The organism is Brucella pecoris, from assembly GCF_006376675.1.
Lineage (GTDB): Bacteria > Pseudomonadota > Alphaproteobacteria > Rhizobiales > Rhizobiaceae > Brucella > Brucella pecoris.
This window is the reverse complement of the sequence record NZ_VEWK01000005.1, coordinates 61,840-81,872: the sequence shown is the minus strand read 5'-3', so window position 1 is coordinate 81,872 and position 20,033 is coordinate 61,840. Positions and strand designations below refer to the sequence as shown.

Genomic DNA, 20,033 nt, shown 5'->3' with positions numbered 1-20,033 from the left:
GGAACCGGCACATGAAGTTTTTCCGCAGTACCGAATTCATCATTGCCTGTGTGCTGTTCGCGGCGATGGTCATTATCGGCCTCATCAATCCGGCGTTCTGGTCGCTGGACAATATCTTCGGCCTTCTGCGCTCCAATGTCGTGATCGGCATCATGGCGCTCGGCGTTCTGCTGGTGATGATTTCCGGCGGCATCGACGTCTCCTTCACCGCCTTTGCCATCGCGGCCATGTATCTGACCGTCCGCGCCATGGTCTATCTCGGCTATGACGGGGTGTTCATTCCATTCGTAGCGGCAACGTTGATTGGTCTGCTGCTCGGCGCATTCAACGGTTTCATCATTCATCGCTTCAAGATGATCCCGCTGATCGTGACGCTCGGCACAGGCTCCATCGTGCGCGGGCTCGTGCTGGGCCTTGTCGGTACCAGCACCGTCAACATCAACAAGATGCCGAAAGAACTGATCGAATTCGGCAAGACGGATGTGATCTCGCTGACATCGGCCTCTGGCACGGCGTTCGGGCTGACCGCAATGTTCCTCGTCTATCTGGCGCTGGCGCTGCTGATCCACCTGATCCTAAACTATACGATGATCGGACGCAGCGTTTATGCCTATGGCGGCTCGCCGGAAGCGGCAAAGCGCGTCGGCTTCAATACCCGCCGCACGATCTTCTTCGTCTATTGCGTGGCCGGAGCGCTCGCAGGTTTCGCGGGCCTTCTGCATTCCTCGATGATCTGGCTTGCCAATCCGCGCGATTTCGTCGGGCTTTAGCTGGACGTGATCGCAGCCGTGGTTCTAGGCGGCGCATCGATCTTCGGCGGACGCGGCACCGTTCTCGGTACGTTGATGGGTGTCTTCATGCTCGTCATGGTCAAGAACTCGCTCATCATCATGAAGGTGGACACCACATGGCAGCGCGTCGTGGTGGGCCTCATCATCATCGTCGCCACAGCCATCACCGCATGGCGCGACCGCAAAAGCATCGCCTGAAAGGAAAACGCGACATGAAACAGTCTTTTGACATGCGCCGCATCCTTGGCGGAGATAACAACATCATCCAGCTCATCGTCATCACAGTGTTGGTCTTTGCGCTGATGACCTGGATGAACCCGGACAAGTTCCTACGCTATTACAACTTCGAATCCATCAGCTACATCATGCCGGAGCTGGGCATCCTCTCCGTCGCCATGATGATTGCCATGCTGACGGGCGGTATCGACCTGTCGGTGGTGGGCATCGCCAATCTGGCGGGCATCATGGCCGGGGTTTACTTCCATTCCTCCATGGTGCAGGCGGCACAGACTTCCGGCTCGGGAATGCTGTTCTATACTATCATCGGCATATTGCTCGCCTTGCTTATCGGACTGGTAGCGGGGCTGGTCAACGGCCTGTTGATCGCCAAGCTGCGCATCACGCCGATCCTCGCCACACTCGGCACCGGACAAGTCTTGATGGGGCTGGCCCTTGTTCTGACCGGCGGACCGGCCATCGTCGGTTTTCCCGATGCCTGGAACTGGGTTGGCAACGGCAAGATGTTCGGCGTCGCCACGCCGTTCCTGCTGTTCATCGCGGTGTGCATCGTCGTGGCAATTCTGCTGACCCGCACGACGCTCGGCATCAATCTCATGCTGATCGGCACCAATCCGCGTGCCGCCGTCTTCGCCGGTATCCGCAAGGATCGCATGATACTCTATTCCTACATGCTCACCGGCGTGCTTGCTTCCATAGCCGGGATCATCCTGTCGGGCCGCACCAACGCAGCCAAGTCGGACTATGGCGCATCCTATCTGCTGCAAGCCGTGCTGATCGCCGTTCTCGGCGGTACCAACCCGGCGGGCGGCAAGGGGCGTGTGCTGGGTATCGCCATCGCGCTGATCGCTCTGATGCTGCTTTCGTCGGGCTTCCAGATGATGCGGTTCTCCAACCACCTCATCGATTTTATCTGGGGCGCGTTTCTCATTCTCGTCATCGCGATCAACGCATCGCGCAATCAGGGCAGGTGACCCCTTATGCAGGACATCGAATTTCATCTTCGCCGTCAGGATTTTGTCCAACAGCCGCATGTCATCGCCAATACCTACGGCCTTAGCGTTACGGCCTTTCGCTATCCAAGCGGTATCGAGGCGCTGCTGGTCGAGAACGAACGCGGCAACATCATCGTACTGCCCTTCATGGGGCAGATGATCTGGGGTGCGGAGTTCGACGGCGTCGACCTGACCATGGGCAACAGCTTCTCCATGCCGCGCCCGGCCACGACCATTGTCGAGACCTATGGCTGCTTTGCTTTCCACAGCGGCATCCTGCGCAATGGTTGTCCTTCGCCTCAGGACAATCATCTTCTGCATGGCGAAATGGCCTGCGCGAAGATGGATAAGGCCGGGCTTCTATTCGGCCATGACGAGCGCGGCGCTTTCGTGGAAATCACCGGTGAATATGAATATGTGATGGGCTTCGGCGCGCATTATCTGGCACGGCCGAGCGTGCGGCTTTATGCTGATGAAACATTGTTCGATATCACCATGGACGTCGAGAACCTTTCATCCGCTCCCATGGAGCTGATGTATATGTGTCACGTCAATTTCGCCTATGCGGAAGGTGCGCAGATCGTGCAGCCGGTGCCCTACACACCGGATCACGTGCAGGTGCGCACTGCCGTTCCCGGTCACGTTACGCCCAATGATGATTACCTGTCGCTGATCGACGAACTGGCCACCGATCCAGCCGCGATGGAAGTGCTGGACGAGCCGGAGCGCTACGATCCCGAACAGGTTTTCTATATTCGCGGCCTGCCGAAAGATGCCGAAGGCAACACCCATCTGATGATGCAGCTTCCCGAGGGCGACGGATTTGGCATTTCTTACCCGACCGAAATCTTCCCAAAAACCGTGCGCTGGATTCTCGTGAACGGGGATTCCCAGGTTGCAGCCTTTGCCCTGCCCTCGACCTGCGAGCCGGAAGGCTATCTGGCGGAAAAGGCCAAGAACAATGTGCAGGTGCTGGTATCGGGTGAACGCGCCGTCTTCCCCGTGCGCGTCGGTTATCTCGATACCGCAGCCGCCGAACAGTTTGAAACAAAAATCTGTTCACTCCAGACCGCCTGAATTTGAAGGAAATACCCCATGACGAAGAAAATCGGTGTGGTCGGTTCCAACATGGTGGATCTCATCACCTATGTGAACCGTATGCCCGGCCCCGGCGAAACGCTGGAAGCGCCGACATTTGAAATCGGCTGCGGCGGCAAGGGTGCCAATCAGGCTGTGGCTGCTGCACGCCTTGGTGCAGATGTGATGATGGTCACGCGTGTGGGCGACGATATTTTCGCCGACAACACCATCCGCAACCTGAATGAATTCGGCGTCGATACGCGTCATGTGCGCAAGGTTCCCGGCAAGTCGAGCGGCGTTGCGCCGATCTTCGTCGAACCATCCGGCGAAAACTCGATCCTCATCGTCAAGGGCGCCAATGCCGATCTTCTGCCTGCCGAAGTCGACAAAGCTGCCGACGATCTGAAAGCTTGCGGCCTTATCCTGATGCAGATGGAAGTTCCGGTCGAGACTGTCTACCACACCATCGCTTTTGCCGCCGAAAACGGCATCGAAACCATTTTGAATCCTGCGCCTGCCGCCGCTGATCTTGATCCCGAACTGATCCGGCAGGTGACCTTTCTCGTGCCCAATGAGACCGAACTGGCGATCCTCTCCGGTCTGCCGACCGGCACGGACGACGAAATCGTCACTGCGGCGCGTTCGCTCATCGCGCGCGGCATCCGCACCATCATCGTCACACTCGGCGGGCGCGGTGCGCGCATGATTACAGCAAGCGAAATCGTCAATATTCCACCGGTCAAAGTCACGCCAAAAGACACGACCGGCGCGGGCGACGCTTTTATCGGCTCCTTTGCCCGCTTCTACGCCGGGACCGGCAATGTGGAAGCCTCGCTTCGCAAAGCAGCGCTCTACGCGGCTCATTCCATTACCCGGCCCGGCACGCAGAAAGCCTATGCCAGTTGGGAAGAATTCGAAACGTTCTGCCGCGATCACACTCCCACGATCGAATGCGCCTGAACGCATCTCAACTTATGAACGGACAATGAAATGACCGAAGCCCTCCCCCGTAATACCGGGACACCGCTCAAGCCGGAATGGTTTGAGGACGTGTCCGTCAATCGCAGCGCTTCCGAGCGCCGCGCCGCCACAATCAGCGCCCGCCGTTCGGTGAAAAAGGAATATCAGGCCGCGTGGCTCATCCGCGCCGTCCAGTGCATTGACCTCACCACGCTCGCAGGCGACGACACGGCGGGGCGCGTGCGCAGGCTCTGTGCCAAGGCGCGCCGTCCGGTGCGCGAAAATATTCTGGAAGCGCTCGGCCTTGCAGATGCGAGCATCACCACCGGCGCTGTCTGCGTTTATCCGACCATGGTGCCGCATGCGGTGAAGGCGCTTGAAGGCTCCGGCATTCCGGTCGCCTCTGTTGCAACCGGTTTTCCCGCCGGACTGACCCCGCTGCCGCTTCGCCTTGCAGAAATCACCTATGCGGTTGAACAGGGTGCGCATGAAATCGACATCGTGATTACGCGCGAGCATGTGCTGACACAAAACTGGTCAGCCCTCTACGACGAGATTGCCGCCATGCGCGAAGCGTGCGGTGAAGCGCATATGAAGGCGATCCTCGCCACCGGCGACCTCAACACGCTGACCAATGTCTATCGCGCTTCGATGGTGGCGATGCAGGCAGGCTCCGATTTCATCAAGACCTCAACGGGCAAGGAAGACGTCAACGCCACTTTGCCGGTGAGCCTGACCATGGTGCGAGCACTGCGCGATTATGGCGAGCTGTCCGGTCAAAGCGTCGGCTTCAAACCGGCGGGTGGCCTCAAGACCGCCAAGGATGCGCTCACCTGGCTCAGCCTCATGAAAGAAGAGCTCGGTAATCGCTGGCTGGAGCCCGATCTTTTCCGCATCGGCGCAAGCTCGCTTCTCGGCGATATCGAACGGCAGTTGGAGCACTTCGTGACCGGACGCTACTCCGCCGCCAACCGTCACGCCGCTGCTTAAACTTGGAATTTCGCATTCTCCTACGCAAAACCGCTTCGCACTTTTGCTGGAAATGCTCGTAAGGAATATAAATATGCGACCCATCAAGGACATCCTGAAGACCATGGAATATGGACCTTCCCCCGAAGCAAACGGCGATGTGAACCTGTGGCTGGAACAGCATGGCCGCTCTTTCGGCCATTATATCAATGGCATTTTTGTCAAACCGGAAGGCCCTAAGACGATTGCGGTTGCCAATCCGGCCAATAATGTCAAGCTCGCTGAAATCATCTGCGGCAGCGCGGAAGATGTCGATCAGGCGGTGAAAGCCGCCCGCGCTGCCTTCGGCAAATGGTCCAAACTGTCTGGCTATGAGCGCGCCAAATATCTCTATGCCATCGCGCGCCACATTCAGAAGCGCGAGCGCTTTCTGGCCGTGCTGGAAACAATGGACAACGGCAAACCGATCCGCGAAACCCGCGATATAGACATTCCGCTCGCCGCCCGCCATTTCTATCATCACGCAGGCTGGGCCGAGATGGTGGAAGACGAGTTCAAGGGGTTTTCGCCCGTTGGTGTCTGCGGTCAGGTCATTCCGTGGAATTTCCCGCTTCTCATGCTTGCCTGGAAGATCGCGCCAGCTTTGGCCGCCGGTAATACAGTTGTTCTGAAGCCTGCCGATCTGACGCCGCTTTCGGCCATTGCCTTTGCCGAAATCTGCCATGAAGTCGGCCTGCCTGCCGGGGTCGTCAACATCGTGCAGGGTGATGGCACCACCGGCGCGGAAATCTGCGGCCATGACGGCGTGGACAAGGTAGCCTTCACCGGCTCTACACAGGTTGGCCGTGTCATTCGCGAGCAGATTGCCGGATCGGGCAAGAAACTGTCGCTGGAGCTTGGCGGCAAGTCACCGTTCATCGTGTTTGAAGATGCCGATCTTGATGCTGCCGTCGAAGGCGTCGTCGATGCAATCTGGTTCAATCAAGGTGAAGTGTGCTGCGCAGGTTCGCGCCTGCTCGTGCAGGAAGGCATTGCCGACCGCTTCTATACCAAGCTCAGAAAGCGCCTTGAGACACTGCGCGTTGGCGATCCGCTCGACAAATCCACCGATGTGGGCGCCATCGTTTCGCCCGGTCAGGTGAAGCGCATTTCCGATCTGATCCAGAAGGGCATTGAAGAAGGCGGCGAGCTCTGGCAGACGCCGAACCCTCTGCCTGCAAAGGGTAATTACATCGCGCCCGGCTTCTTCACCGAAGTGGATCAGGCATCAACCGTCTGTCAGGTGGAAATCTTCGGGCCGATTGCGGCAGCGACAACCTTCCGCACACCGGACGAAGCCGTCGCGCTCGCCAACAACACACGTTACGGGCTGGCAGCCTCGATCTGGTCCGAAAACATCAATGTCGCACTCGATCTTGCTGCGCGCGTGAAAGCTGGTGTCGTCTGGATCAACTGCACCAATATGCTGGATGCCGGTGCGGGCTTCGGCGGCTATCGTGAAAGCGGATTCGGTCGCGAAGGCGCACGCGAAGGCATGTACGAATATCTCGTTTCCGACTGGGAAAAAGCGCTTTCCTCGGCCAAGGTCGCGGACGCCTTCGTGCCATCGGCTTTGCCTTCCGGGGATGACACAATCACCATCGACGGTATCGACCGCACGATGAAGAACTATATCGGCGGCAAGCAGGCCCGTCCCGATGGCGGTTACAGCTATTCGGTCATCGGCAAGGGCGGCGCGGTCATCGGTCAGGCTGGTATCGGCAACCGCAAGGACATCCGCAACGCGGTGGAAGCAGCGAGCAAGGCTGGAAGCTGGGGTGCCGCGACGGCGCATAACCGGGCGCAGGTGCTCTATTATCTCGGCGAAAACCTCGATGCCCGCCGTGCGGATTTCGTCGCGCGACTGATCGAAAGTACCGGTGTCAGCGAGAAAAAGGCCGCAGAAGAATTCGAAGCTGCATTGCGCCGCATTTTCTATTACGCCGCACAGGCTGACAAGTTCGATGGGGCTGTTCATTCCACCAAATCGCGCCATGTCACGCTGGCAATGAATGAACCATGGGGCGTCATGGGCATCGTCTGCCCCGACGAAGCGCCGCTTCTCTCACTCGTCGCTCTGGTTTTGCCTGCCATCGCCATGGGCAACCGGACGGTGGTGGTGCCTTCGAGTCGCCACCCGCTGATCGCAGGCGATTTCTATCAGGTGCTCGATACCTCCGACGTGCCGGGCGGCGTGATCAATATCGTCACCGGCGAGCGCGATCTTCTGACGAAGACACTTGCCGAGCACGATGAGGTTGCCGCACTCTGGTATTTCGGTTCGCGCGACGGCAGTGCCATGGTGGAGAAAGCGTCGGCTGGCAATCTCAAAGCCACGTGGGTCAATAATGGCCGCTTGCCGAACTGGCTCAACAAGACCGAAGGGCAAGGCCGCGACTATCTGCGCCGTGCAATACAAGTAAAGAACATCTGGGTGCCATACGGGGCATAGTATCCCAAATCAAAGGGCCCGCTTTGGCGGGCCTTTTATTGAGCGCTCTGCGCTCACTGCGGCACCCATAAAATAGTGTCGGGATTGATCCCCAACAGCAACGCCTGCGCGACCGCACGTGCCTTTAGTTCCTCGCCCGCGTCAGGTTCGCGCGAAAGCACCCAGAAATAGCTTCGCGTCGAACCGACGATGATTGACCACTGATAGCCCTCTTCATCGATATCCACGATATTATAGCCGCCATAGAACGGGCCGAAGAACGAAACTTTCAGCGCACCTTCATCGGCAGATCGTACAAAGCTGGCTGTTCCTGTGGCTTGCGTCCAGCGTCCTTTCCATGGGGCGAAGCCACGATTGACCACTTTGACGGTTTGATCAGGCTTCAATGAATATTCCGCCGTCGTGCGGGTCAGACCGCGTTCAAAACGGTTTTCAAGTCGCCCGACCTCATGCCATTTGCCGAGATAACGCATAAGATCGAAGGGCTTCACCGGTAGAACTCCGCGCGGGATTTGCGGCGAGCTTGCCCGCGTCAGCGCATATCCCACGGCCAGTCCCGTCAGGCCCAGAGCGAGTTTACCAAATCTCATCGTCTTCCCTTCCCTTGTCGCACGACAAGACAAACCGATGCGATGGCGATTGGTTCCGACCAGCAAACACGGCGCGTTGCCGCAGCGTCATCCCACTGTCACGCAATTCGAATAGAAGCTGCCAAGCCATTTGGATTGCGGGAAAATGTTACACTCCTCTGATATAAAAGCAGATATCGCCGTTCGGGCTGAAGGGCTGAATTTGGCCTATGGCCCGGCCACCATATTGAAAAATATCGATCTTTCGCTGCCCAGAGGACAAACGCTCGCCCTGCTCGGACCATCGGGCTGCGGCAAGACAACCCTGCTCCGTCTCGTGGCCGGTCTTCTCGCTCCGACGAAGGGCTCGATCACGATCAACGGTGTCACCGTCGCGGATGCCTCGACCGGAACCTTCGTTCCGCCAGAAAAGCGCCGTCTCGGCATGGTGTTTCAGGATTATGCGCTCTGGCCGCATATGACTGTTTTCGGTAATGTATCCTTCCCGCTTGAGATGCGCGGGCTCGGCCGCGCTGAGCGCGAGAAGCGGGTTGCCTCCGCACTCGATCGTGTCGGCCTGACCGGCTTCGGTGATCGCGCCATCAGCGATATGTCGGGTGGTCAGCAGCAGCGCGTCGCCATTGCCCGCGCTATAGTCGCCGAACCGGGACTGGTATTGTTCGATGAACCGCTTTCCAATCTCGATCGCGAACTGCGCGAAAACATGGTCACCGAGATCGGGCAGCTTGTCGCCAATCTGGGACTGACTGCAATCTATGTCACGCACGATCAGAGCGAAGCGTTTTCGCTTGCCGATCAGGTAGCCGTCATGCGTGCCGGTGTGATCGAACAGCTCGCGGCCCCTGAAGCCCTCGTCGCCGAACCGACGACACCGGAGGTCGCCGATTTTCTACGGCTTGGCTGTGTGGTGCCTGTAGAACACCGTGGCAATGCCTACCGGATTGCGCGCACCGAAATCCACATCGCCCACGGTTCCGTCACCGGAGAGGCAACGCACGTGCTGTTGCCGTCACGCTCGGTTCGCAGCGTTCCCGTTCATGAAGCTGCAATTCCGGCGACAGTCCTGCGCTCGCAATTTCGCGGTGACGGCCATTTGACCACAGTGCGCATCGGCTCACAGCAGGACGGTCACGAACTGACCTATCTCGACAGCACCCGCCTTTCACCCGGCATTCCAGTCGGCATTTCCGTCGATGCCAGCCAGCTACGCTGGTTTTCGAAATAAGACCATCACATCAGGCAATATCTCAGGAGGCACAGATGAAAAAATCCATTCTCGGCGCGGGGCTTGCGCTTGTTACTGCTTTGCTCACCAGCACGGCTGCCTATGCGGACATCACGGTCTATTCGGCAGGCCCTGGCAGCCTGATTGAAAAGCTGGCGGCAGGCTTCACCACCAAGACCGGCGCAAAGGTCAATGTCTTTCAGGCAACAACCGGCAAGGTTATGGCCCGCATCGAAGCGGAAGCTGCCAATCCGGTTGTCGACGTTCTGATTTCCGCTTCGTGGGATACGGCAACCGATTTCGCCAAGCGCGACTGGCTGGTCGCCTATACCAGCCCGAACGCCGAGAAAGTGCCGGATTTCCTCAAGAATGAAACCGCCGTCGCGCAAGGCGTTTCTGCCCTCGGCATCGCTTGGAACCCTGCCAGCAAGACGCCGAAGCCCGCCGAATGGGCGGATCTCGCCAAGCCTCAATACAAGGATCTGGTCAACCTGCCAGACCCGGCACAGTCGGGCGCGACCTTCGAGCTCGTTGCCGCCCTTCAGGCACAGCAGGGCTGGGACCTGTTCAAGAACCTGCATGAAAACGGCGCCGCTGTCGCCGGTGCCAATGCAGAAGCTTTGAACCCTGTCCTCCAGGGTGCGAAGGCAGCAGTGTTTGGTGCAGTCGACTATATCTCGCTTGCCGGCAAGGCCAAGGGTGAATCCATCGACGTCATTTTCCCGGCATCCGGCACCGTGATCGCACCACGCCCAGCGATGATCCTCAAATGGTCGAAGAACCAGGACGAAGCCAAGCAGTTCGTCGATTACATGCTGTCCGATGAAGGCCAGAAAATGGTTGCCGACACCTATCTGATGCCGTCGCGCACCGATATTCCGGCCAATCGTCCACTGATCGGCGACCTCAAAATCCTGCCGATCGACGCCAAGGAAGTCTATGGCAAGCGTAATGAAACGCTGAAGGAGTTCGGCGCCGCATTCGCCGTTAGCAACTGATTTTTGAAGGACAGGCAGACATGAAGTCAAGCAGTGCGGCGGCTGGTAATCCGCTCGGATTCGTCGCGGTTGCAGGGCTCGCATTCATCGTCGCGGTGCCATTTGTTTTCATTGTCCTTCAGGCAATCTTTCCGCAATTGGGGAGAGGCTCGCTGGCCGAGCCTTTCCTGCATCTCTCAGCCCTGCTCGAAGACCCGAAACTTTTGCGCATGAGCGGCAATACCGTGCTGCTCGGGCTTTCTGTGGTGGCACTTTCCGCCCTCATCGCCGTTCCGCTTGCGGTTTTCAGAGCGCTCTACAAGGTTCCTTTCGCCGTATTGTGGGACGTGCTGATGCTCGTTCCGTTCATGATCCCCCCCTATATCGCTACACTTGGCTGGATCATGACCCTGCAACCGCGCGGCTATCTTGAACAGCTAGCCGGTTTCAATCTGGCTCCCTTCCTGTTCTCGGTCGCAGGCATGAGCTTCGTCATGGCACTGAATACCTTTCCGCTCGTCTATTTTGCGGTGTCGCGCACGATTGAAGCGGTCGGCGCGCGTTATTCCGACGTCGGACGCGTGTTCGGAGCTTCGCCGTGGCGCTCCTTTATTCGCATTACCCTGCCGCTTGCGACGCCGGGTCTCGCGGCAAGCCTCCTTCTGGTTTTCGCGGCCGCCATCGAGGAGTACGGCACGCCCGCAGCCCTTGGACGCCGCTCCGGCTTTGAAGTTCTGGTGACGGAAATTGATCTCCGCATTTCCGACTGGCCCATCGACCTTGCGGGTGCCGCCGTCTTTTCACTAGCGCTTGTCTGCCTGTCGCTGGCCGCTTTTCTGGTCCAGCGCTGGATACTGACACGCCGCTCCTATGTGACGACCGGCGGCAAGCCACAGGCAAAGGACAAACGCTCGCTCGGAGCGCTCACCATTCCCGTGGTGGTTCTGTTCGCCATCGTCGCCTTTGCCGCAACCGGTATTCCTTTGCTGGCCATTCTGGCGAGCGCGCTTTCCAAAACCGTTTCCGGCGGGCTGACCCTGTCGAATCTCGGCTTTGACAATTTCGCCGCCATTGCCGACAATAGCGCAGGTGGCATACGTGCACTGCTCAACAGCTTGTCGCTCGGCATTGCAAGCGCCCTGCTAACGGGATTTCTTGGCGCGGTTGCTGCCTATGCCGTGGTGAAAATGCGTTTCCGTGGCCGCTTCTGGCTCGACGTGCTGACCGTTCTGCCGAATGCCCTGCCCGGCGTCGTTGTGGCAGTCGGTCTCATTCTGGCATGGAACCAGCCCATGCTACCCGTCTCGCCATATAACACACCGCTCATCTTGCTGCTCGCCTATTGCTGCATTCTTCTGCCGCAGCCGATCCGCTATGCATCGGCTGCCTTTCACCAGATCGGTGACAATCTGGAAGCTGCGGCGCGGGTCTGCGGCGCAAACAGCTTCACTGCTTTCCGTCGCATCATGCTGCCGCTGATCACGCCGAGCCTCATAACCGCCATGCTGCTGGTCTTCGCCGTCGCGACCCGTGAGCTGGTCGCGTCGATCCTGGTCGCTCCGGTTGGAATGCAGACCATCTCGATCTTCATCTGGCGCCAGTTCGAACAAGGCTCAGTTGGCCTCGGCATGGCCATGGCATTCATCGCTATTCTCATCACCACGCTTCTGCCGCTGGTCCTCATGGGGTTGTTGAAGCGCTCGGGTCTCGTTAGAATTTGACCTGCCTTCCTGATCGGGAGGTGCGCAACAGCAGGGTCGAAATTCCAGCGCCTTGAAAAGCCGGGAGAACCGTTTTGACGAAACAACCCGTCGTCTTGAAAAGAGAAGAATGGGCGAGGCGCGACGACGCCTGGTCCGGGCGCGTCGAAGGCAAGAGATTTGGCACCGACGCGTCGATCATATTCTTCTCGACCGATATTGTAGGGCATGGTCCCAAATTGCATCGGCACCCCTATGACGAGATTTTCATCGTTCGTCAGGGAAATGCCCTGTTCATTGTTGGCGACGAACAAATCGAGGCAACGGAAGGACAGGTCGTCTTCGGTCCGGCAAACATACCGCACAAGTTCATCAATCTGGGACCCGGACGTCTGGAAACAACCGACATTCACGTCAGCCAGCATTTCGAGCAGGAAGATCTTGGGTGAATACGGGCGGTCGGGATCGCGCGTTTCCCCTCCCTCATTATAGGCAGAATTATCTTGCTTCAGTCCTATAAGATGATAGTTTTAGTCATATTAATATGATGCATCCTGGCGCATTTCCGGCGAACAGTCCGGGACCTCATCGGAACGCTGTTTAAATACGGATCGGAACAGTTTGGGCTTTTGGCATTCTATGATCTGGCAAGCCGAAGGCATCCGGGTAGTTGCGCCGGTCCAATGGCGTGTGCTGGACGGGCTGGTCAGCGTCTTTTGGGAAGCCGAAAGCCAGACGGGAGCCAACGGCTATTTCCTGTCGCATGATCCCCGCATCATGATCTTTTTCCAGGATGTCTCATCCAACATTCGCATATCGAACGACAATGGTGTCTTTGGCCAGCACCACCGCCCGATGACACGTGCGATCTATATACCGGCCGGCGTCCCGATGTGGACGAACACGGTTTCGCTCCACCGTTTTTCGCACCTCAACCTGCATTTCCATAAAGACCGGCTGCTCAGATATCTCAGCCCTGCGCTCGGTGCGTCCATGGCCATGGCCGCCATGCGCAGTCCGGTTGAAATTCAGGATCTTGGTGCGATAGAAGCACTTGCTCGCCTGCTGGTCGACGAAACGGCCAATCCGTCGAAACATGGGCTTTTTGCAGAAAACCTGATCGGCAGTATTCTGACCGGCCTCCTCGATATACCGGGCGAGGAGAACAAACAGGGCTATGGCCGCCTCACTATGGCGCAGATGAACAAGCTGAACGCACGTTTCGATAGCTGCGGCGATCGCCGGTTAAGCGTCGCGGAAATGGCAGCTTCCGTCGGTCTGTCGGAAAGCTGGTTCGCCAATGTCTTCAAACAGACAACTGGCAAAACCCCGCTGCAATGGCAAATGGCAAAGCGCATCGATCTGGCGCAACAGTTGCTGGCGGAAAGCGAGATGACTGTTGCCGGTATCGCTGCCCAGCTCGGATTTACCGATCAGGCCCATCTGACCAAAGCCTTCCGCCAGGTGGTGGGTGAAACACCCGCCGCCTGGCGACGCTTCCAGTCGAACCGCTAATCCTACCAGGTGCGGCGAAGCGTTGCGGTAATCTCGCGGCCAGGATTATAGAAATCCGCGCCGAAGCCGCCATAGGCAACATATTTCTTGTCAAACAGATTGCTGACATTGACCTGCAGCGCCGAGTTATCGAGAAACTCATAGGTGAATGCAGCATCGAATACGACATTGCCGCTTGTGCCGGATGTATTGGCTGGCGTGAAGTAATAGGCGCCGATATAGCGACCGCCGACACCGAATGTCATGTCGCCGCGACGCCCGCTGCCCTCAAGTTTGTAGTTTGCCCACAGCGAGGCAAGGTGCTTTGAAACGAACTGCGGGCGATTGCCTTCATTGCCGCTGGTGCCGTTCTCCACGATCTCCGGGTCCATATAGGAATAGGCTGCGATCAGATTGATATTGTTGGTCAACTCCGCCTTGGCTTCCAGATCGATACCGCGAACGCGAACCTCGCCGATTGTGGATGGTTGAAGCGTGATGGGATCGGTAACCGAGATATTGTTCTTGGTCAGGTCATAAACCGAGGCTGTGAACAAGGCCGGAAACGCAGACGGCTGGTATTTTACGCCGACTTCAATCTGTTCGCCGCGCTCGGGATCAATTCCGATAGCGGGAGGGGCGACCGATTCCGCATAGCTCGTATAGACCGCCCATTCATCGGTCACCCGATAGGTCAGACCGAACCGGCTCGTGAACTCGCTAAGGTCCCCGTCCGCAGTCGTGTTATTGAGATTGTTCGTCTGCGACAGGTCGAGCCAGTCATTGCGCAGGCCAACGCTGGCGATCAGCTTTTCTGCGAATGTAAGATCCTGCTGGAAATAGATCGCCTTGGTTTTCTGCTTGGTCGACGTGCTGCCGATAAGAGGCAGATTGACCGGAGCACCTGTAAAGACCGGGTTGGTCCAGTCGATGCCCGGAGCCGGTCCCCAGAGTGTCTTGTTGGTGGCCGAATAATTATTGTACTCGATACCCGCCATCGTCCGGCTTTCGAACCGATCGAAGTTTGTCTCATATTTCAGGTTCGCGTCGCCGACGAAATTCTCGGCTGAAGCTTCGTTCCCGAAGAAATCGCGTTTGGCGATTGTGGAACCATCGGTTGGCGTAGCCGAAATGTAGGCATAGCCGAAATCGGTATCCTGCTTGCTGTAACGCCCGTTCGCGCTGAAACTCAAACCATTGCCGAAATCATGGTCGAACATGGCACTGACGGTATTTCTGTCGGTGCCGCGATAGTTGAAATCAGGCTCGCCGAAAAAGCGGCTTCTGTTGAAATCGGTGCCGACCGGATGACCACCGCTTCCGGGGACGCCATTGCGGTGAAGGTGATCGAAGATTACCGTCAGATTGGTCGCATCGCTCGGACGCCATGTCAGCCCGCCCATGATGAACTTTTCATCGTCGCGCGAATAATCATATTCGGCGTCGGAATCCTTGAACTTACCGGTGAGGCGGTAGGACAACGTTTCGTCGCCGGTCAGGTTATCGCCGAAATCGAAGCCAGCTTCCTTGTGGTTGAACGAGCCGCCGGTGACATAGGCTTCGCCAAAGCGCTCCCTCTTCGGTCGCTTGGTCACATAATTGACCAGACCACCGGGATCGGAAACACCGAAAGCCGTGGAACTGGCCCCTTTCAGAACTTCAATCCTTTCAAATGCATAGGGTTCTTCCCGTATACCGCCAAACGGACGGCCAAGGGACAGCCCGTCGCGATAGGTATTGGCATCGAAACCGCGGATCTGGAAAAAATCGAACCGGTCGTCCGAACCATAGAAATTGGTGGAAACACCCGCCGTATATTGCAACACCTGCTCGACGGTCTGCGCGTTGCGCTCCTGCATTTCCTTGGCAGTGATCACCGATACGGAAGCTGCCGTATCCATAATGTCCGTCGCCATCTTGCCGCCACCAGTGGTTCTTGTTGCGACAATCGACTTTGAATCGTCGTCGCTTCCGCCGGAACCGTCGACCGTGATGGTCTTGAGCACTGTGGGCGCTTCCGTCGTCATTGCCTGCTGCGCAGAAGCCAGACCCGGTATCGATACAAAAAGCGCCGTGCAACCCAGAAGAATTGCTCTGCGATAGCGGACCCGGTTGGTTTTCTTCGTCTCGGCGGTCTTTGAAATAGTCATGGTCAGGTCCGATATGCGGTTTGTGGCGGTCGTTTTGGGCGACGGCGTTTCAAATCGTAGAGACATCGACCAGCGCTTCGATCAACGGCCAGATAAGCCCGGCAATCGATACGATGAAGAAACTGAAACTGTCCCCGCACCGCCACTAACTTGAGAATCTTTGTCCGGTATTGTAGAAAACTGCTTTTTTGTAGGAAATCACGGTTAATTCGCACCAGCTTTATCAAGGTACATGCTTCGGCCTTGACGCAATGAGCTTAACTTGAGAGTGAAATGCCACTTTACATACAAGGAGAATGCGCCGGATGACGTGGTCCATTCGCTCTCTATTTTTCGTGGCTCTGTCCTGCTTTGCAATCATTGTGCCGCACGCTGCGCAGGCTGGTGAAAAGACTGCCTATCCGATTGTCATCAAACATGCTTTTGGAACAACAACGATAGAGAAAAAACCTGAGCGGATCGTGACTGTTGCCTGGGCGAACCATGAAGTTCCCCTTGCGCTCGGTGTGGTACCGGTCGGCTTTGCGAGAGCCAATTTCGGCGATGACGACAATGATGGTCTTTTGCCATGGGTAGCCGCAAGGTTGAAGGAACTCGGTGCCGATACGCCTGTTCTTTTCGATGAAGGCGACGGAATCGATTTCGAGGCAGTCGCCGAAACACGACCCGATGTCATACTTGCATCCTATTCCGGCCTGAGCCAATCTGACTACGAGACACTCAGCCAGATCGCCCCTGTCGTTGCCTATCCCGAAGCGCCCTGGTCCACTGACTGGCGCGACATGATCCGCCTCAACAGCGCAGGCATGGGGATGGCGGAAGAAGGCGAAGCACTGATCGCAAAGATCGAAGGCAAGATTTCCGAGACGGTCAGCCAGTATCCGCACCTGAAGGGCAAGTCGGCCATGTTCGTCACGCATCTCGACACGACGGACCTGAGTACGATCAATTTCTACACCACCAATGACACGCGAGTGAAGTTCTTCAAGGATCTTGGCCTGAACTCGCCCAAGAGCGTTGTCGATGCCTCCAAACCGGGCCAGTTCTCCGGTTCCATCAGCGCCGAACGCGTCGACATGTTCGATGATGTGGACATCGTCGTGACCTATGGCAGTCAGAAATTGCTGGATGCCATGAGGCGCAATCCACTTCTCGCCAGGATGCCGGTCGTCGAAAACAATGCGGCGGTCATGCTGGGCAGAAATCCGCTTGGAACAGCCGCCAATCCAACGCCGCTTTCCATTTCGTGGGTGCTGAAGGACTATGTAGCCCTTCTTGCCGGTGCGGCCGATAAAACAAAATGACCATCGCCCATCACACCCGGCATTCGAGCCAGCCGATCAGCACATATCGGTCCAGCAGAACCAAAACAGGCTGGCTTGGCACGGTTGTTTTTCTTCTCCTGGTCCTCTGCGTTCTGTCCGTATCGCTCGGCACACGCGAAGTTCCCTGGTCGGATATTGTCGCAGCGCTGCGCGGCCATCTAGACACGGTCGGACAAGCTGCGGTCGCCATGCGTATTCCGCGCACCCTGCTGGCTCTTCTCGCCGGGGCAGCACTTGGACTAGCGGGTGCGATCATGCAGGGCATAACCCGTAATCCGCTGGCGGACCCGGGCATTCTGGGCGTCAACATGGGTGCGTCGCTCGCTGTCGTCATCGCGGTCGCCTGGTTCGGCATCGTCTCCGCACCCGCCTATATCTGGACAGCCATATTCGGCGCCGGTTGTGCCGCCGTTTTCGTCTATACGGTCGGATCGCTTGGTCGCGGCGGCGCGACACCGCTCAAGCTCGCCCTTGCAGGTGCGGCCACATCCGTCGCATTTTCCTCGCTGGTTATTGCCGTCGTTCTGCCGCGCAACGACATTGCCGGTGGCATCCGCGCCTGGCAGATCGGTGGTGTCGGGGGAGCGACTTTCGATCGGCTCAACTATGTGCTGCCGTTTCTTGCTGTCGGCTTCGTCATCAGTCTTTTGTCAGCCCGCAAACTGAACTCGCTTGCGCTTGGCGACGAACTGGCCGCCGGTCTGGGTGAACGGGTTGCCATCGCACGCGCCGTCGCGGCGCTCGGCGCAATTCTCCTTTGTGGCGCAACGACCGCCATCTGCGGCCCCATCGGATTTGTCGGACTGGTCGTACCACATCTCTGTCGCCTGCTGGTCGGGGTCGACCACCGCTGGCTGTTACCGTTCTCGGCGCTGAGCGGAGCTTGTCTGCTGCTTGCCGCCGATATTGTCGGGCGGCTCATTGCGCGCCCTGCCGAACTGGATGTCGGGATCGTCACCGCCCTGATCGGTGCGCCGTTTTTCATCTGGATCGTCAGACGCCAACGGGTTCGCGAGTTATGACAATGCTGCTTCCCACCGCCGATCTGATCGCCCGAAACCGCCGCAGCCGCGCCCACAAGCGCAATCTTGTCATCGGCATCTTTCTAGCCATTCTCGTCGCCTTCTTCCTCATCACCTTGATGATGGGACAATCATTCACCCCGCCAAAAGATGTCGTCCGGGTGCTTCTGGGTGAAGAGGTTCAGGGAGCAAGCTTCACGGTCGGCAAACTGCGCCTGCCGCGTGCTGTTCTGTCCGTAATGGCGGGGCTGAGTTTCGGCCTCGGCGGCGTCGCATTCCAGCTCATGCTTCGCAATTCGCTGGCAAGCCCTGACATTATCGGCATCAGTTCAGGCGCAAGCGCTGCCGCCGTTTTTGCAATCGTCGTGCTCTCGATGAGCGGGCCGGTTGTATCCATATTTGCTGTTGTCGCCGGACTTGCCGTTGCGCTCGCCGTCTATGGCCTTTCCTTCAGGAACGGGATTGCCGGAACCCGGCTTATCCTGGTTGGCATCGGTGTTTCGGCGATGCTCGAAAGCTTCATCGCCTATATTCTTTCAACTGCTCCCGCCTGGAGCCTGCAGGAAGCCATGCGCTGGCTGACCGGCAGCGTCAACGGAGCGCGGCTGGATCAGATGTTTCCGCTTCTGGTCGCTCTGATCGTCTTCGGCGGGCTGCTTTTGAGCCGGTCGCGCGATCTCGAAGCGTTGCGACTTGGTGACGATAGCGCGGCGGCGCTGGGAACCCATGTCGGGCGAACCCGGATCATCATCATCATCGCCGCCGTGGGCATGATCGCCTTCGCCACGGCTGTCGCCGGGCCCATCGCATTCGTCGCCTTTCTGTCGGGCCCTATTTCAGCACGCATCATCGGCAATAACGGTTCCCTGCTCATCCCATCTGCTCTCGTCGGAGCCATACTTGTTCTGGCTGGCGATTATTGCGGACAATTCCTACTGCCGGGCCGTTATCCGGTCGGCGTTGTCACAGGGGCTCTGGGCGCTCCCTACCTCATCTATCTCATCATACGCGCCAACCGCAGCGGGGCATCCCTATGACCAACCACACTCTCAGCGTGTGTCAGTTGACCACCGGCTACGGCGACAGGCTTGTGCTAAACGGTCTCGATCTTGAGATACCGTCTGGCAAGGTGACCGCAATAGTCGGGGCCAATGCCTGCGGAAAATCCACGTTGTTGCGAACGATGTCGCGGCTTCTGACGCCCCGCCGCGGACAGGTGCTGCTCGACGGCAAATCGATCCACACGCTTCCATCCCGGCAACTGGCACAGAAGCTCGGCCTGCTGCCGCAATCGCCGATAGCACCGGAAGGCATATTGGTCGCCGATCTCGTCAGCCGGGGCCGAAACCCCTATCACGGCGTTTTCTCGCAATGGACGAAGGCAGACGACGAAGCAATCGCGGCGGCACTCGAAGCAACCAAGACAACCGAACTGGCCGACAGACCGGTCGATGAGCTTTCAGGCGGCCAGCGTCAGCGTGTGTGGATCGCCATGGCGCTGGCGCAGCAGACCGATATTCTCCTGCTGGACGAGCCGACGACTTTTCTGGATATCAGCCATCAGGTCGAAGTGCTGGATCTGCTCACCGATCTCAACCGGGAACGGGGAACCACAATCGTCATGGTCTTGCACGATCTCAATCTTGCCGCCCGCTATGCCGATTTTCTGGTCGCAATGGCCGACGGACGGCTGCATATAACCGGGACGCCCGACGCAGTCCTGACGGAACAGAATGTCCGTGATGTCTTTCATCTGGAAAGTCGCATCATGACCGACCCGACCTCCGGCCGCCCCATCATGCTGCCATTGGGAAGGCATCGCCTCCGGCAAGATCATCCTGAAGCCCGGTTCGAATCTTCAGACGCGTAATCGCCTGCGCTGCAACAACCCTTTTGCAGACTTCTCCAACCCGCTGATTTCCCCGCCGATTTCATAACGCCACGATCCGATGATCGTGGCGTTCTTCGTTCTGGCGCAGCCACACCACAGCATCTCACTCGACGCGCTCCTATAATTATCTATAATA

At 57.9% G+C, this 20,033-nt stretch carries 18 protein-coding genes; 16 read left to right on the top strand and 2 right to left on the bottom strand.

Annotation, left to right across the window (positions count from 1 at the left end; all coding sequences use genetic code 11):
• Nucleotides 1-11 precede the first annotated feature (11 nt).
• The 7 genes from FIB18_RS11540 (at nucleotide 12) to FIB18_RS11515 (ending at nucleotide 7,523) form a co-directional block, all read left to right on the top strand.
• Nucleotides 12-770: an ABC transporter permease gene (locus tag FIB18_RS11540; RefSeq protein WP_235894882.1), complete on the top strand. Its 759-nt coding sequence runs from the start codon at nucleotides 12-14 to the stop codon at nucleotides 768-770.
• A 6-nt stretch (nucleotides 771-776) separates the two neighbouring features.
• Nucleotides 777-989, top strand: coding sequence for an ABC transporter permease (locus tag FIB18_RS25190; protein ID WP_235894881.1), 213 nt, complete (start codon nucleotides 777-779; stop codon nucleotides 987-989).
• A gap of 14 nt (nucleotides 990-1,003) precedes the next feature.
• Complete coding sequence (locus FIB18_RS11535; protein ID WP_140020844.1) at nucleotides 1,004-2,002, top strand: ABC transporter permease; 999 nt, start codon at nucleotides 1,004-1,006, stop codon at nucleotides 2,000-2,002.
• A gap of 6 nt (nucleotides 2,003-2,008) precedes the next feature.
• The gene (locus FIB18_RS11530) at nucleotides 2,009-3,100 is read left to right on the top strand and encodes an aldose 1-epimerase family protein (protein WP_140020843.1); all 1,092 of its coding nucleotides are present in this window, start codon (nucleotides 2,009-2,011) and stop codon (nucleotides 3,098-3,100) included.
• Between the two features lie 18 nt (nucleotides 3,101-3,118).
• Nucleotides 3,119-4,063 (top strand): ribokinase, encoded by a 945-nt coding sequence (gene rbsK, locus FIB18_RS11525; protein ID WP_140020842.1) that lies wholly within the window; start codon nucleotides 3,119-3,121, stop codon nucleotides 4,061-4,063.
• 30 nt (nucleotides 4,064-4,093) lie between these two features.
• Nucleotides 4,094-5,053 (top strand): deoxyribose-phosphate aldolase, encoded by a 960-nt coding sequence (gene deoC, locus FIB18_RS11520; protein WP_140020841.1) that lies wholly within the window; start codon nucleotides 4,094-4,096, stop codon nucleotides 5,051-5,053.
• Nucleotides 5,054-5,126: 73 nt separating this feature from the next.
• Entirely contained in the window at nucleotides 5,127-7,523 is a 2,397-nt protein-coding gene (locus tag FIB18_RS11515) for an aldehyde dehydrogenase family protein (protein WP_168436659.1), read from the top strand.
• Between the two features lie 53 nt (nucleotides 7,524-7,576).
• Here FIB18_RS11515 and FIB18_RS11510 read toward each other — a convergent pair whose 3' ends face one another.
• Complete coding sequence (locus tag FIB18_RS11510; RefSeq protein WP_140020840.1) at nucleotides 7,577-8,113, bottom strand: lipocalin family protein; 537 nt, start codon at nucleotides 8,111-8,113, stop codon at nucleotides 7,577-7,579.
• 145 nt (nucleotides 8,114-8,258) lie between these two features.
• Here FIB18_RS11510 and FIB18_RS11505 point away from each other — a divergent pair, with 145 nt between their 5' ends.
• From FIB18_RS11505 to FIB18_RS11485, 5 genes are all read left to right on the top strand, one after another.
• Nucleotides 8,259-9,338 (top strand): ABC transporter ATP-binding protein, encoded by a 1,080-nt coding sequence (locus tag FIB18_RS11505; RefSeq protein WP_140020839.1) that lies wholly within the window; start codon nucleotides 8,259-8,261, stop codon nucleotides 9,336-9,338.
• Between the two features lie 35 nt (nucleotides 9,339-9,373).
• Nucleotides 9,374-10,336: an ABC transporter substrate-binding protein gene (locus tag FIB18_RS11500; RefSeq protein WP_140020838.1), complete on the top strand. Its 963-nt coding sequence runs from the start codon at nucleotides 9,374-9,376 to the stop codon at nucleotides 10,334-10,336.
• A 20-nt stretch (nucleotides 10,337-10,356) separates the two neighbouring features.
• Nucleotides 10,357-12,036, top strand: a complete 1,680-nt coding sequence (locus FIB18_RS11495; protein WP_140020837.1) for an ABC transporter permease — start codon at nucleotides 10,357-10,359, stop codon at nucleotides 12,034-12,036.
• 74 nt (nucleotides 12,037-12,110) lie between these two features.
• On the top strand, nucleotides 12,111-12,464 hold the full coding sequence (locus tag FIB18_RS11490) for a cupin domain-containing protein (protein ID WP_140020836.1): 354 nt from the start codon (nucleotides 12,111-12,113) through the stop codon (nucleotides 12,462-12,464).
• Nucleotides 12,465-12,636: 172 nt separating this feature from the next.
• The gene (locus FIB18_RS11485; RefSeq protein WP_206667397.1) at nucleotides 12,637-13,530 is read left to right on the top strand and encodes a helix-turn-helix domain-containing protein; all 894 of its coding nucleotides are present in this window, start codon (nucleotides 12,637-12,639) and stop codon (nucleotides 13,528-13,530) included.
• Between the two features lie 2 nt (nucleotides 13,531-13,532).
• Here the strand turns inward: FIB18_RS11485 and FIB18_RS11480 are convergent, their stop codons facing one another.
• The gene (locus FIB18_RS11480) at nucleotides 13,533-15,659 is read right to left on the bottom strand and encodes a TonB-dependent siderophore receptor (RefSeq protein WP_140020834.1); all 2,127 of its coding nucleotides are present in this window, start codon (nucleotides 15,657-15,659) and stop codon (nucleotides 13,533-13,535) included.
• A gap of 305 nt (nucleotides 15,660-15,964) precedes the next feature.
• On the opposite strand from FIB18_RS11480, the gene FIB18_RS11475 reads away from it, so the two are divergent.
• The 4 genes from FIB18_RS11475 to FIB18_RS11460 are packed head-to-tail and all read left to right on the top strand — an operon-like array spanning nucleotide 15,965 to nucleotide 19,876.
• Nucleotides 15,965-16,963: an iron-siderophore ABC transporter substrate-binding protein gene (locus FIB18_RS11475; protein ID WP_140020833.1), complete on the top strand. Its 999-nt coding sequence runs from the start codon at nucleotides 15,965-15,967 to the stop codon at nucleotides 16,961-16,963.
• Nucleotides 16,960-18,006, top strand: coding sequence for a FecCD family ABC transporter permease (locus tag FIB18_RS11470; RefSeq protein WP_140020832.1), 1,047 nt, complete (start codon nucleotides 16,960-16,962; stop codon nucleotides 18,004-18,006). Before FIB18_RS11475 ends, FIB18_RS11470 begins: the two co-directional genes overlap by 4 nt.
• 2 nt (nucleotides 18,007-18,008) lie before the next feature.
• A complete protein-coding gene (locus FIB18_RS11465; RefSeq protein WP_140020831.1) occupies nucleotides 18,009-19,043 on the top strand; it encodes a FecCD family ABC transporter permease in 1,035 nt (344 codons plus the stop codon).
• Complete coding sequence (locus FIB18_RS11460; RefSeq protein WP_140020830.1) at nucleotides 19,040-19,876, top strand: ABC transporter ATP-binding protein; 837 nt, start codon at nucleotides 19,040-19,042, stop codon at nucleotides 19,874-19,876. The genes FIB18_RS11465 and FIB18_RS11460 overlap by 4 nt, the downstream gene beginning before the upstream one ends.
• The last annotated feature ends 157 nt before the right edge of the window (nucleotides 19,877-20,033 follow it).